The following is a 12858-nucleotide window of genomic DNA, read 5'->3' on the forward strand; positions in this document are numbered from 1 at the left end:
CGGGGAAGGTCGTCAGCCGCGCGACGCCGTAGGGGGTAGCGGCTGCTCGAGGATGTAGTCGTCCTCGAAGCGCTCACCCAGACGGAACCGCTTCGACCCCACGCGGCGGAACCCGTGCTTCTCGTAGAACCTGATGGCGCGCGCGTTCTCCTGGTTGACCCCGAGCCACACGCCCGCGTAGCCCGAGTCGGCGGCCACACCGAGGGTCGCGGCCATGAGGGCCGCAGCCGCACCGCGACCGTGCTGGTCGGGATGCACGTAGAACTTGCTGAGTTCGACAGTCGGGGTGAGGGACAGCGCGGAGAGCACATCGGCGTCCCCGGGCTGATCGAGCACCACCATGCTCCACCCGCTGATCGTCGACCCGCTGATGTCCGACCCGCTGACGCCTGTCGCGTCGCGGAGGCAGAGGATGGTGTGCCCGGGACGCGCGACCAGGTCCGTGAAGCGCTCCGGTGAGAGATGCGTGCTGATGTGGTCGGCGATGTCCTCGGGCCGCGAGCCCGCGGGGCAGGCGAGCGGGAAGGTGATTGCCGCGCAGGCGGCGAGGGCTTCGGCGTCGTCCGCTGTTGCCCGTGAGATCTCGATGGTCATCCGTCCAATCTAGGGGAGCACAGCAGAAGGGTCCGGACCGTGAGGTCCGGACCCTTCCGGGAACAACGGGTGTGCGTCAGTCGAAGACGGGCGCGCCGTTGCGGGTGAGCTCCCAGTTCTCCTCGAAGAAGGAGGCGGGGTCGATGCTGCCTTCGGCGATCAGGTAGTCGATGAGCAGCTGACGGATCTCCGTGGTCTGGTTCACCAGCACGGGAGCCGTCGCGATATGCGGGAAGTTCCCGCCGCCGGACTGCCGGTAGTTGTTGGTGGCCACGGCGAAGCGCTGCACCGGATCGATCGGCGCATCGTTGTAGCTGAGGTTCACGATGCGCTGGCCCACCGGCTTGCTGATGTCGATCTGGTAGGAGACGCCGGACATCATGTCGTAGTTGTAGTCGGGCGTGCCGCCCGCGTTGGTCAGTGTCGCCGGGTCGATGGGCGCTCCGGCGGCGGTCTGATTGAAGTACCGCGCCGAGTACTCGAGGTAGTCCTTGACCTGTGCGCCGGTCAGCTCGACGCCGAACAGGGTGTTCGGGAAGACGTACAGCCCGGCCATGTCACGGATGGTGACGGGCCCGGCGGGGATGACGGCCGCCCGGTTGAACGGTGCCACGATGGAGAGCACGGGCAGGTCCGCGTTCGGCGTCCCGTCAAGGGCCCTGTCCACGGCCTGGGCCTGCACCGTGTTGACGAAGTCCATCACCGCGGTGTCGCGGAAGCGGGAATCGGCCGCGGACATCGTCTCGGTCGCGGTGCCGATGGCGGTGTTGACGTAGTCGATGGTGGTGCGGTGCTGCTCGGCGGCGATCGCGGAGATCGTCGGATCCGCCTCGACCGTGTTGCTGTTCAGCAGCTCGGAGTTCGCCGACACCACGTCCCACTGGCCGCGGACCTTGGCGAGTTCGAAGTCCATGACGGAGAGGCGCTGGCCCCAGTTCTTCGGCTCGGTCAGGAGGACCTGCTCACCGGTCTGCTTGTTGGTCACGAAGGTCTCGGCGATCTCGCGGTGCTCGTGGCCCGCGAGGATGGCGTCGATGCCCGGCACCTGCTCCGCGATGAGCGTCGAGGCGTTCTCGACGGGGAGGCCCGCGCCGTAGGACGAGGTTCCGGACGGGCCGGAGTGGGAGCTGACGACGACGACGTCGGCGCCGGCGGCGCGCATCTCCGGCACGTACTTCTTCGCCTGCTCCACCATGTCGAGGAAGCGGAGCTCGCCCTCGACGTTGTTCTTGTCCCAGATGGCGCTGCCCGGCGTGGTGAGGCCGAGGATCCCGACCTGGATGGGCTTCTGGCCCTTCACCTTGACGGTCTTCAGGACGTACGGCGTGAAGGCGTCCTCGCCCGTGGTCCAGTCCTTGACGTTCGCGCCGAGCACCGGGAAGTCCAGCTGGCCCTCGTAGGCGCGCAGCAGTGACACGCCGTAGTTGAACTCGTGGTTGCCGAGCGTGGTGGCGTCGTAGTCCATGGCGTTCATGGCCGCGGCCATGGGGTGCGTCTCGCCGGTCTCGTCGACGGGCTCGACGTTCGCGTAGTAGTCGGTGAGGGACGTGCCCTGGATGGTGTCGCCGTTGTCGATCAGCAGCGTGGAGTCGGCGCCGCGATCGGCGCGCACCTGGTTGACGAGCGTGGAGATCTTCGCCAGGCCGACGTCGTTGCCGGCCGCGTCCGTGTACTCCGCGTTGGTGAAGTAGTCCCAGTTCTCGATGTAGCCGTGGAGGTCGCTGGTGCCCATCACGGTGATCGTGGTGGTCGACGTCGTGGGGCCCTTGGTGCCGCCGGGTGCGGCGGTGGCTGCGGGCGCGAGGGTGAGCGCTGCGGCGCAGCCGATGGCAACCGCCGCAATGGCGCGGTGGGGGCCGTTGGTGAAGCGTTGTGACACGGTCAATCAACTCCTGGTGTGGGTGCGGTGGCGTCAGCATACAGAGAGCAGGTGACACACTGATGACGGCAGTCTTGCGGCGGGTGAACAGAGCCCGCGCGCCCCGAGAACGCGGGCCCGGCCTTCAGGGCCGCCGGCCGGGAAGGACCACGATGACGACGGATCCGGAGAGCAGCTACCACGAGGACGTCCTCGGGCAGGGCTACGGCGCGCGGACCCTTCTGTTGAAGGCCGACGACGAGGGCGACGTGGTCGCGACGCTGGTCCGCCGTTCCCTCCCGGGAGGCTCGCGCCGAGCGGTGCTCTACGTGCACGGTTTCGTGGACTACTTCTTCCAGGACCACCTCGCGGACGCATGGCTCCGTGCAGGGTTCGACTTCTACGCCCTGGACCTCCGCAAGTACGGGCGCTCGCTCCGGGACCACCAGACCCCCAACTACGTGCTGAGCCTCGAGACCTACGACGAGGAACTGGACGATGCCGCTCGGATCATCCGCGAGGAGGAGGGCCACGACGTCCTCGTGGTCATGGGCCACTCCACCGGCGGGCTCATCACCTCGCTCTGGGCGCACCGCCGGCGTGGGCGCGGCGTGGTCGACGCCCTCGTGCTGAACAGCCCCTGGTTCGACCTCAACGCGAGCTTGTTCTCCCGCACCCTCGGGACGGCGGCGGTGGACCGCCTCGGCGTGCGCCGGCCGCGCGCCGTCGTCGGGAAACTCGGCAGCGCCTACGGGCACTACCTGCACCGCGAGACGGGCGGGGCGTGGGAGTACGACCTCGCCTGGAAGCCGCACGGCGGCTACCCGGTGGTGGCGGGCTGGTTGCGCACCGTCCGCCGCGGGCACGCGGAGGTGCAGCGGGGTCTGGCGATCGACTGCCCGGTCCTCGTCGCCTGCTCCGACGCCAGTTCCTCCCCGACGAAGGAGCCCGCGCGCGTCTCGTCCACGGACGTGGTGCTCGACGTCGCGCACATCGCCGGACGGGCGCACCGGCTCGGCGCCCACGTGACCCTCGTGCGCATCGCGGGCGGCATCCACGACCTCACGCTGTCCCCGGAGCCCGCGCGCAGCGCGTTCTTCGCCGAGCTGGAGAGGTGGCAGAAGGCCTACGTGCCGCACGTGGTCCCCGCGTGAGCAGCATCAGGAGCGTCGCGCACGACGGCGACGCGGGGCTCGAGGCGCTCGCGGCGCTGCGTACCGCCTGGGCGCTCGAGGACAGTGCGCCGTCCGACGAGCCGTGGGTGGCGGGCGGGACGGACGGCTCCTCCGACTCCTCTGCCGAGACCTCCAGCGGTTCCTTCACCGCGGCGTTCATCGCGTGGGCCCGCACGTCCGACCGCGCGCTGTTTCTCGCGTCCGACGACGAGGGGGTAGCGCGTGGGATGTGCAACGTCGCCGTCTTCCACCGCATGCCGGAACCCGGCTCGTCGCCGTCCTGCTGGGCCTACCTGGCCAACGTGTACGTTCTGCCGCAGCACCGGGGCGCAGGGCTGGGCGGCCTGCTCGTCGACGCAGCGGCACAGCATGCCCGCGGAGTCGGTGCGGTGCGGCTCGTCACGGCGCCGAGTAGGCGCTCACGCCCGCTCTATGCGCGGCACGGCTTCGCGGGAGCTGACGAGCTGATGGTCCGGCCGATCGCGTGATACCGCGCGGGCACTCCCCCGAGCGTCATGACGGTCCTCCGGCCCGGTCGGCCCGGGTCACGGCGTAGGTGAGGAACGCGAACTGCCCCTGCTGTTCCACCCCGCGCAATCGCAGCTGATCGGACTCCACCCGCAGCGGCAGCAGCGGGGCGCCCGTCGGCAGAGTCACCGGCGCAACGGCGACTCTGATCTCGTCCAGCAGCCCCGCGGCCAGGAACTGGCCGGCCAGGTCACCGCCGCCCACCACCCAGATGTCCCGGCCGGCCGCGGCCTCCACGATGGCCCCGAACGCGGCTGCGACCCCGCCGGAGACGAAGCGGACGTCCGCGCCCTCGGGTACGGGGAGCTCGCGCGTGGTGAACACGAACGTGGTACGCGTTCCGTAGAGGTCCTGCCACTTCGTGGGATCAGCGAGCAACCCCTCGTGCTCGAGCACCCACTCGTACGTCGTCGAGCCCTCGACCAGCACGCCGATGGTCTCGACGAAGCGCTCGTGGTCCTCCGGAGGCGGGGGCTCGACGTCGAACAACCACTCGAGCGAGTTGTGGTCGTCGGCCAGGAAGCCGTTGAGGGTGGTTGCGGTGTGGAAGATGACGCGCGGCATGCGTCATTTCACCATGCGGGTCCGACATCCTGCCCGGCCCCGCATGCACCCGGGAGGATGTGACCGCGAAAGGACGCCGTCAGGCCTTCAGGTTGCCGATGAACGCCCTGACCAGCGCGTCGAACTCCTCCTCCCGTTCGATCTGCGGCATGTGCCCGCAGCGCTCGAACAGGTGGAACTCGGCGTGGGGGAAGATGCGCCGGGCGTGCTCGAGGTGGGACGCAGGGAGCACGCGGTCCTCGTCGCCCCAGACCACGAGCGTGGGCTTCCGCTGTGCCGCGACGGCGGTCAGCAGCCGGGTACGCCAGCGACGACGCACCCCGCGGACCGTGCCGAGGTGGCTCGCGACGGAGAGCAGCACCTCCGCGTACACCGGGTTCGCCGAGACGGCGTGCGCGTGGTCGAGGCGCTCCTCGGTGACGAAGCGCTTGTCGAAGAACAGTGCGCGCTCGGTCCGGTAGGCGGCCTTCCGCGACGTGTCCCGCATGAGCCGCCTGCCGAGCGGCCGGATGGCGAGCAACCGCAGCGCGAGCGTCACCTCCTTGCCGAAGCCGGCGCTGTTGGCGAGCACCAGACTCCGGACGCGCTGCGACTCGAGCGCGCTGATCTTCAACGCGATCGCACCGCCGAGCGAGTTACCGACCAGGTGCACCGGGCGGTGCTCGCCGAGGGCGTCGAGGGCGGCGAGCACGAAGCGGGCGAGCGTCTCCAGCGAGTACCGGCCTGCGGTCCGCTCGGACAGACCGAAGCCGGGGAGGTCGAGCGCGATCACCCGGTGATCCGGAGCGAGCCGCCCGTGGAGGCCTGCCCAGTCCTCGAGGCTCCGGCCGATCCCGTGGAGCAGCACCACGGGCGGCATGGTGCGGTCACCCTCGTCGCGGCAGCGCACCCGGACGTTGTCCACGGCGAGGTAGCCGTCGTCGAGCACGGGTGCCGGGTAGTTCACCGCCGTGCCTTCCGCACGAGCCGCACGACGGCGGTGGCCCGGCGCTCGAACGCCCCGAAGGACATGGGTGCCACGCGGGCGACGACGTCGGGCAGCTTGGCGCTGAGCCCGATGAGCAGGCGCGCCCTGCGCGCCTTCACCGCCTCCAGCATCAGCTCGGCGGCGCGATCCGCGGGGAAGGTGAGCAGCTTCGTGAAGTCCTGCTTGGCGCGCTGCACGTCCGCCTCACTCAGGTTCCCGCCGATGCGCGCGTTCAACGCGATGTTCGTCCGGATGCCACCGGGGTGCACCGAGGTGACGCCGATGCCGCGGGGGAGCAGCTCGTTGCGGAGCGACTCCGTGAAGCCGCGGAGCGCGAACTTGCTGGACGAGTACGCGGTCTGGCCGGCCGGGCCCACGAGCCCGAAGAGGCTGGACAGGTTCACGATGTGACCGCCTGGCGCCATGCGGGGGAGCAGACGGTGCGTGAGAAGGACCGGCGCCGTGAAGTTGATCGCCATGACCCAGTCGAAGTCCGCCATGCCGATCTGGTCGAACCGGCCCGCCAGGGCCACCCCGGCGTTGTTGACGAGCAGGTCCACACGGTCCGTCGCCGCGAGCAGGTCCGTGGCGAGACGCTCCACGGCGTCCCGCTCCGAAAGGTCCGCCACGAACGTGGTGACCCGGATGTCCGGGTAGGCGGCGCGGATGGAGGAGGCCACGGCGTCGAGCCCTGCTGCATCGCGGTCCGCGAGGAGCAGGTGGCTGCCGCGTTCTGCGAGCCCCCGGGCGAGGTGCTCGCCCATCCCGGCTGCGGCTCCGGTGACGACGGCGGTGGCGCCGGTGAACTGGAAGGGCTGGATGCTCACGCGTGGATCTCCTCGGGGTCGAGCTCGGGTGCGGGGACGGTGTCGTATGGGGCGGTGGGCGCATCGAACACCATGTTCCGGGCGACGTTGCCGCGGAGGGCGCTGGGGGCGTCGAGCAGGTAGTTCTGCCGCATGATCCACGGCTGCCGGTCGCCCTGCTTGGGGAACGCGGACACGGCGCGCTGCACGTACCCCGACGTGAGGTCGAGGATGGGCCGGGCCGTCATGCCGCCGTCGGCCGCCGGAGCGCCGTACCGGTGACCGTGCCGGTCGAGGTAGCGGATGAACCGGCACACGTAGCGCGAGCTGAGGTCGGCGCGGAGCGTCCACGAGGCGTTGGTGTAGCCGACGCAGAGCGCGAGATTCGGCACGCCGCTGACCATGAGCCCCCGGTACACCCAGGAGTCCCCGAGGTTCACGGGCGCACCGTCCACCGTGAAGGTCGCGCCGCCGAGCGGCAGCATGGAGAGCCCCGTAGCGGTGACGACGACGTCGGCCTCGAGTTCCTGCCCCGACGCGAGGCGGATGCCGGTGGGCGTGAACGTGTCGATGGTGTCCGTGACCACGGACGCGCTGCCGGACTTCAGGGCCTTGAACAGGTCGGCGCTCGGGGCGACGCAGAGGCGCTGGTCCCACGGGTTGTAGGCGGGCGTGAAGTGCTTCTCGACCATCGCCTCGTCGCCGAGGATGCGGGCGGTCTGGGTGCGGATGAGCTTCTTGGCCGTCTCGGGCCTGCGCCTGCACAACTGGTAGAACGCCTGCGTGAAGAGCACGTTCTTGGCGCGCGCCACGTGGTGGGCGAGGCCCGCGGGAAGCCGACGGCGGGCGGCGTCGGAGAACGCGTCGCGGCTGGGGACGGCCGTGACGTAGGTGGGGGAGCGCTGCAGCATGGTCACGTGCGCGGCCTCCTTCGCCATGGACGGCACGAGCGTGACGGCGGTGGCGCCGCTCCCGATCACGACGACGCGCTTGCCGGCGTAGTCGAGGTCCTCGGGCCAGAACTGCGGCCGGACGATCTCGCCCTCGAAGGACCCGATGCCAAGGAAGGATGGCTCGTACCCTCGGTCGTAGTTGTAGTAGCCGCTGCAGAGGTAGAGGAAACCGCACGTGAGCCGGCGTCGCTCCGCCGGGGCGTCGTCGTCCCTCTCCTCGAGTTCGAGCGTCCACCGCGCATCCTCGGAGGACCACGCGGCGCTGACGAGCTTGGTGCGGAAACGCAGGCGGTCCTTGATCCGGGGGTCCTCGGCGGTCTCCTGGACGTACTTCAGGATCGAGGAGCCGTCGGCGATGGACTTCGCCTCCGTCCACGGCCGGAAGGGGTAGCCAAGGGTGAACATGTCGCTGTCCGAGCGGACGCCGGGGTAGCGGAAGAGGTCCCACGTGCCGCCGATGGCGCCTCTGGCTTCGAGCACGGCGAAGCTCTTCCCGGGCAGTTCCGTGGCGACCCTGTAGGCGGCGCCGATGCCGGAGAGACCGGCGCCGACGATGACGACGTCGAGGTGTTCGGGAGCGTTCATGCCTCCAGTATTCCGCGCGCCGCCGCTCGGCGACTTGACTCAGTGCGACACATGTTTACCCTTGTGCGACATGAGCTCCGTGATCCGATCTGCCGGCCTGCGGGGCTTGCGCGCCGTCGTCGAGCAGTTCGGGGGCGACGCCGGAGCGCTCGCCGCGCACTACCGCGTGCCGCCCGAGGCGCTGGACAGCGACGACGTCCTCGTACCCGACGTCGCGATGGCGCGGCTCCTCGAGGGTGCGGCGCGCTCGCTCCCGTGCCCTGACCTCGGGTTGCGGATCTCCGAGTACCAGGACATCGACATCCTCGGGCCGCTCGCGGTCGCGGTGCAGAACTCGCCGACGGTCGGCGCGGCCCTCGACTGCGCGTCGCAGTTCCTCTTCCTTCACAGCCCGGTGCTGCGGTTCACCCTCGTGCCGGACCCCAAGGGGCGGGCGGGGGAGGTGGGGCTCTGCTACGGCTCCTCGGAGGGCACACCCCCGCGTCAGGCCACGGACGCCATCCTCGCGTTCTCGCACCGCATGATCAGGTTCCTCGTCGGCGGACCGTACGGGCTCCACTCCGTGCACCTCTCGCACCTGCCGAAGGCGCCGGCCTCGCGCTACGTCGAGTTCTTCGGCGCGGAGGTGCGCTTCGGGCAGCCGGCGTCCCTGCTGCGCGTGCCGCGGAGCCTGCTCGACCGCCCCCTGGTGCAGGTGGACGAGACGCTCCGCGAGATCGCGCTCGACTACCTGCGGAACCACTTCCCGGAACCGGGCCGCGTGGTCGCCCCGCAGGTGCGCCAGGCCATCGACGGCCTGCTCGGCTCCGCGCCGCCGCGCATCTCCTCCGTGGCGCGGCTCCTCGGGATGCACCCCCGGACCCTCCAGCGCAGGCTCACGGCCGAGGGCGCGACGTTCGAGTCCCTGCTCGACGACGCCCGCCGCGACACCGCGCTCCGCCTCCTGACCCGCACCGACCTGCCGCTGCAGCAGGTCGCAGGGCTCGTGGGTCTCGCGGAGCAGTCGGCCCTGACGCGATGCGTGCGGCGATGGTTCGGGGTGACGCCGAGCGCCCTCAGGGCCGGCGGTGTCGAGCCGGGATCCCCGCCGTCGGACTCCGGCAGCTGACCCTCCAGCTACTCCCGACAGCTGCTGTGCCACAGAAACGGGTCGCGGTCCACCCGGCCCGCCGCCGACCCGTTCGGAGCGGTGACTCGCTACGGTGGACAGGTCAGGTGATGGGGTCACGGGCGCGAGTAGGTGGCGGGAGTGGGTGCGGCATGGTCGAGCATTTCGACGATCAGGACCGGAACGACGGCGAGCACACCACCGCGGGCGACGACGCGACCCCTGAGCGTCAGGCCGATCTGGTCCAGCACGCCTTCACCTTCGACGCCATGGATCGCGTGGGGATCACCGTGGGGGAGCTGTGGCTGCACTACCTGAGCATGGGCGGTGACGTCGACGAGTACGAGGTCGACGCATACCTGCACGGACTGATGCCCCTTCCCGCCCTCGAACGGGACATGATCTCGCAGTCCGTCAACGAGATGATCGATGACCTCGCCCGCGGCCCCCGGGCTCCGTACAGCACGGGGCGGAGCAGGGACGGCAGCGGCCGCGACGACGTGTTCATCGATGACGCTGGCGAGGACGACGGCGAGGTGGACCTCGCCGTCTGGGGGCTGTCGGAGGACGACGACGACGCGCCTCCGGCGTCGGAGCCGGCTCGCGCTGAGCAGGTGCTCTCCGTGGTGTACTCCAGCGTCGCGACGCAGGACTTCGACGACGTGGCGCTCGCCGATCTGCTGTCGACCTGCCGCCGCACGAACCAGCGCGAGCAGCTCACCGGTCTGCTGCTGTACCGCGGTGGCCGCTTCGTGCAGGTGCTCGAGGGCCCCGCCGCGGCGGTCAGGCAGCGCCTCGCCGTCATCAGAGCCGATCCCCGCCATGCCCGTCTTCGGGTCATCATCGAGGAAACGCGGGACCACCGTCAGTTCCCGGGGTGGGCCATGCGACACGACGTAGTCAGCCCTGCCCTGTCCCGCGACGTCCCGGGCTTCGAGAGGACGTTCGTGGATGCGACCGACGACGCGGATCCTGCAGTCACGCGCCGGGTGATGCTGAACCTCGTGCGGTGGTTCGAGGACCGCGCCGTTCCGCTCGGCTGACACCCGGTCCAGGGCTCGAAGGGTCCGCGGCGCGGCGTCAGAACTCGAGACCGTCGACGCTGTTGCTCGGGAGATAGCTTGATCATCACGCGCAACTTGTGACGCCTGGTCCGCCCTGCCGATCGCTGATCCTGAACCCGATTACGCCGATGGAGATGTCCTCCTCGGTCGCGAGCCCGATCTCGTCCAGGTTCCGGTCAGCGTCGAAGAACGCATCACGTTGGTTGGAGTGGACCTACATGGCCCCCAGACCCTCGTTCTTCCCCGAACGGGTCCTTGACGTAGACGGGTTCGACCGTCGACCAGGCGATGAGGCACGGGCCTTCCCCGAACTCCTACTGCAGCTCATCCGCCTCCAGCCGTTGGTAAGGGCCAAGATGGTCACCATGATTCAGTGGATGGTCAGGGCGTGTCCACGGTGAGCCTTGGCCTGTTCCGAGGTGATCGAGGCCCGACGGTCGGTGGCGCGGGAGCAGGAGATGAGGACGCCGACGGCGGAGAGCAGCGCGATCATGGACGAGCCGCCGTAGGAGAGGAAGGGCAGGGGCACGCCGATGACCGGAACCATGCCGGTGACGACCGCGATGTTGACGATGGCCTGGCCGATGATCCAGACGAGGATGCCACCGCAGACGTAGGTGGAGTAGAGGTCCTTCGCGAGTTTCGCGATGCGGTAGATGGAGTACCCGAGGACGGCGAGGAGCAGGATCACGAGGAGTGCGCCCATGAGGCCGAGTTCCTCGCCGAGGACGGCGAACACGAAGTCGTTGTGCGCCTCGGGGATCCAGTTGACCTTCAGGCGGCTCTGTCCGAGCCCGACGCCGAACACGTCGCCGCCCGCGAGTGAATAGCGGGCTTGGGCGCCCTGGTAGCCGAGGCCTTCGGCCATGCCGTCTGCCGTCGGGTTGAGCCACGCGTCGACGCGCTTCATCCGGTTGGGGCTGGAGGCCACGGCGATGATCGTCACGGCGAGACCCACCACGGTCCCGGCGACGAAGAGCTTGATGCTGGCGCCGGCGAAGAAGAACAGTCCGGCGATGATGAGCCCCAGGATCATGGCGGTGCCGAGATCCTTGCCCGCGATGACGAGGCAGACGGCGACGGCGGCGACGGGCACCACCGGGACGAACATGTGGCTCGCCTGGTCGAGGAGCCTGGCTTTCCTCGCGAGGATCGCGCCGCCCCAGATGATGATGCTGAGTTTCAGGAATTCCGAGGGCTGCGCAGTGAACGAGCCGATCTTGATCCAGTTGAGGTTGCCCTGCACCTCGTGCCCGATGGGGCTGAATACGAGCAGTGCGAGTGCGAACGAGCCGAGGAGGATGAGCCAGGACAGCTTCCGGTAGGCCCTGAACGGGATGACGGCGCAGATGGCGAGCGCGATGCTGCCCAGACCCACCCACATCAGCTGCTTGATGAAGTAGTCGTACGGGGACTTCCCGGAGGCGACGAGTTCGACGGAGGACGCCGAGAGCACCATCATCAGGCCGATCGCGACCAGGGCGTAGGTCGTGGTGATGAGCAGGTTCCGGGCGTTGCGGTTCGAGTTCGGACCCTCGGCGGTTACGCGCTTCCAGGACGGGTGCGGACCGCGTGGCGTGGAGCCCGCGACGGCAGGAGTTCTCGGGCGTGACGTGCCAATGATGGATGTCATGGGGTCCTCAGTGCTGCTTCCGCAGGATGCGGGCGGTGCGGGTGCGGGTGCGGGTGGAAGGGAAGGACTGCAAGTGTCACCCGGTGGTGCGCGAAGTTGCGGTCACCCGATTCGGCGGCGAGTCGTGGGCGGGCGGTGTGCCGCGCGCGACACGCCGCGTCAGCCGCGCCGCTCCGCTAGCGTGCGGGGACGTGGATGCACTCGACGGTCTGCTCGTCGGGGTCCGCGGGGTCCGCGGAGTACTCGGTCACGGTTCCGTCCTCCGCGCGTGTACCGGCGAGCGTGAGCGACATGCCGTTCTTCGTCCTACCCGACGTGTAGACGTAGCTCGTGCCCGCAGGGAGGGGACACAATTCGTCCGCGCGCGGGCTGAACATGACCCCGTGGGCGGCGAGCTGGTTCTGGTCCTCGCAGGACTCGATGAAGCCGTCGGGTCTCAGTAACCCGATCTCGATGAATTCAGTGCGCGACGTCGTGAGGCCGTAGCGGTTGTAGCCCGGCGGGATCTTGACCGCCTCATCATCGGTGGCCGCAGCGGCGGCGACGCATGCTCGTCCCGGATCGGCGGTCAGCTGATCCGCCCCTCGCACCGGCCCCGCTGCTGCGGGGAGCGAGGCCTGGACCAGCAGAAGTGCCGCGGCCGCGCCCACGCCGATCACCGCGTGTGGACGCCGAGATGGCGTGACCGGAGTCCTGGATGCGGTCAGCGTCAACGGTGACCCGGGCGCACCGAGATCGATGATCTCGACCGCTCCGCTGTGCTCGTCGTCGTGCCTCTGCCACTCGTGATTCCCCATCGTTCGACCCTAGGTCTCGAGGACCGACAGAGCCCTGACAGCGGTCCGCGTGTTCCTCGTCAGTACTGATTCGCCGACGATGTTTGCTTCGTTGGGTTCTTGCGACAGGACTCTCCGTCCCGCCCTTCCCCACGCTGCAGGCGGGCGGATGGCGCCACGTCACTCACCCGCATGCTGTCGCCGAAGCCGTCGTCGCCTCAGTCAGCGACGCGGAGCCCACGACGCA

At 69.5% G+C, this 12858-nt stretch carries 12 protein-coding genes; 4 read left to right on the forward strand and 8 right to left on the reverse strand.

Annotated elements, in window-relative coordinates:
* Positions 1-12 precede the first annotated feature (12 nt).
* Both AC4D16_RS09350 and AC4D16_RS09355 read right to left on the reverse strand, forming a co-directional pair.
* On the reverse strand, positions 13-594 hold the full coding sequence (locus AC4D16_RS09350; protein WP_490950512.1) for a GNAT family N-acetyltransferase: 582 nt from the start codon (positions 592-594) through the stop codon (positions 13-15).
* A gap of 76 nt (positions 595-670) precedes the next feature.
* On the reverse strand, positions 671-2473 hold the full coding sequence (locus AC4D16_RS09355; RefSeq protein WP_490954776.1) for a bifunctional metallophosphatase/5'-nucleotidase: 1803 nt from the start codon (positions 2471-2473) through the stop codon (positions 671-673).
* Positions 2474-2625: 152 nt separating this feature from the next.
* Between AC4D16_RS09355 and AC4D16_RS09360 the strand changes: the two genes are divergently transcribed.
* Positions 2626-3606, forward strand: a complete 981-nt coding sequence (locus AC4D16_RS09360) for an alpha/beta hydrolase (protein WP_490954777.1) — start codon at positions 2626-2628, stop codon at positions 3604-3606.
* The gene (locus AC4D16_RS09365; protein WP_490954778.1) at positions 3603-4115 is read left to right on the forward strand and encodes a GNAT family N-acetyltransferase; all 513 of its coding nucleotides are present in this window, start codon (positions 3603-3605) and stop codon (positions 4113-4115) included. The genes AC4D16_RS09360 and AC4D16_RS09365 overlap by 4 nt, the downstream gene beginning before the upstream one ends.
* Before the next feature lie 25 nt (positions 4116-4140).
* On the opposite strand, the gene AC4D16_RS09370 is transcribed toward AC4D16_RS09365, so the two are convergent.
* From AC4D16_RS09370 to AC4D16_RS09385, 4 genes are all read right to left on the reverse strand, one after another.
* Positions 4141-4719, reverse strand: a complete 579-nt coding sequence (locus tag AC4D16_RS09370) for a dihydrofolate reductase family protein (protein ID WP_490954779.1) — start codon at positions 4717-4719, stop codon at positions 4141-4143.
* Positions 4720-4798: 79 nt separating this feature from the next.
* Positions 4799-5665 carry an alpha/beta fold hydrolase gene (locus tag AC4D16_RS09375; RefSeq protein WP_490954780.1) on the reverse strand — a complete coding sequence of 289 codons (867 nt, stop codon included), beginning with the start codon at positions 5663-5665 and terminating at the stop codon, positions 4799-4801.
* Positions 5662-6513: an SDR family NAD(P)-dependent oxidoreductase gene (locus AC4D16_RS09380; RefSeq protein ID WP_490954781.1), complete on the reverse strand. Its 852-nt coding sequence runs from the start codon at positions 6511-6513 to the stop codon at positions 5662-5664. Before AC4D16_RS09380 ends, AC4D16_RS09375 begins: the two co-directional genes overlap by 4 nt.
* Positions 6510-8030, reverse strand: a complete 1521-nt coding sequence (locus tag AC4D16_RS09385) for a flavin-containing monooxygenase (protein WP_490954782.1) — start codon at positions 8028-8030, stop codon at positions 6510-6512. The genes AC4D16_RS09380 and AC4D16_RS09385 overlap by 4 nt, the downstream gene beginning before the upstream one ends.
* A 70-nt stretch (positions 8031-8100) precedes the next feature.
* On the opposite strand from AC4D16_RS09385, the gene AC4D16_RS09390 reads away from it, so the two are divergent.
* Together AC4D16_RS09390 and AC4D16_RS09395 are read left to right on the forward strand one after the other, a co-directional pair.
* Entirely contained in the window at positions 8101-9138 is a 1038-nt protein-coding gene (locus tag AC4D16_RS09390; RefSeq protein WP_490954783.1) for an AraC family transcriptional regulator, read from the forward strand.
* A gap of 152 nt (positions 9139-9290) precedes the next feature.
* Positions 9291-10181, forward strand: coding sequence for a BLUF domain-containing protein (locus tag AC4D16_RS09395; RefSeq protein WP_490950503.1), 891 nt, complete (start codon positions 9291-9293; stop codon positions 10179-10181).
* Positions 10182-10572: 391 nt separating this feature from the next.
* On the opposite strand, the gene ftsW is transcribed toward AC4D16_RS09395, so the two are convergent.
* Positions 10573-11835: a putative lipid II flippase FtsW gene (gene ftsW / locus AC4D16_RS09400; RefSeq protein ID WP_490950502.1), complete on the reverse strand. Its 1263-nt coding sequence runs from the start codon at positions 11833-11835 to the stop codon at positions 10573-10575.
* 176 nt (positions 11836-12011) lie between these two features.
* On the reverse strand, positions 12012-12632 hold the full coding sequence (locus AC4D16_RS09405) for a hypothetical protein (RefSeq protein WP_490954784.1): 621 nt from the start codon (positions 12630-12632) through the stop codon (positions 12012-12014).
* Between the last annotated feature and the right edge of the window lie 226 nt (positions 12633-12858).

Source organism: Arthrobacter sp. TJ-236 (assembly GCF_058269235.1).

Bases quoted from the DNA above. Each gene is read 5' to 3' on its own strand.
- AC4D16_RS09350 (WP_490950512.1), bottom strand. From the start codon at position 594: ATGACCATCGAGATCTCACGGGCAACAGCGGACGACGCCGAAGCCCTC.
- AC4D16_RS09360 (WP_490954777.1), top strand. From the start codon at position 2,626: ATGACGACGGATCCGGAGAGCAGCTACCACGAGGACGTCCTCGGGCAG.
- AC4D16_RS09370 (WP_490954779.1), bottom strand. From the start codon at position 4,719: ATGCCGCGCGTCATCTTCCACACCGCAACCACCCTCAACGGCTTCCTG.
- AC4D16_RS09385 (WP_490954782.1), bottom strand. From the start codon at position 8,030: ATGAACGCTCCCGAACACCTCGACGTCGTCATCGTCGGCGCCGGTCTC.
- AC4D16_RS09390 (WP_490954783.1), top strand. From the start codon at position 8,101: ATGAGCTCCGTGATCCGATCTGCCGGCCTGCGGGGCTTGCGCGCCGTC.
- AC4D16_RS09395 (WP_490950503.1), top strand. From the start codon at position 9,291: ATGGTCGAGCATTTCGACGATCAGGACCGGAACGACGGCGAGCACACC.
- ftsW (WP_490950502.1), bottom strand. From the start codon at position 11,835: ATGACATCCATCATTGGCACGTCACGCCCGAGAACTCCTGCCGTCGCG.
- AC4D16_RS09405 (WP_490954784.1), bottom strand. From the start codon at position 12,632: ATGGGGAATCACGAGTGGCAGAGGCACGACGACGAGCACAGCGGAGCG.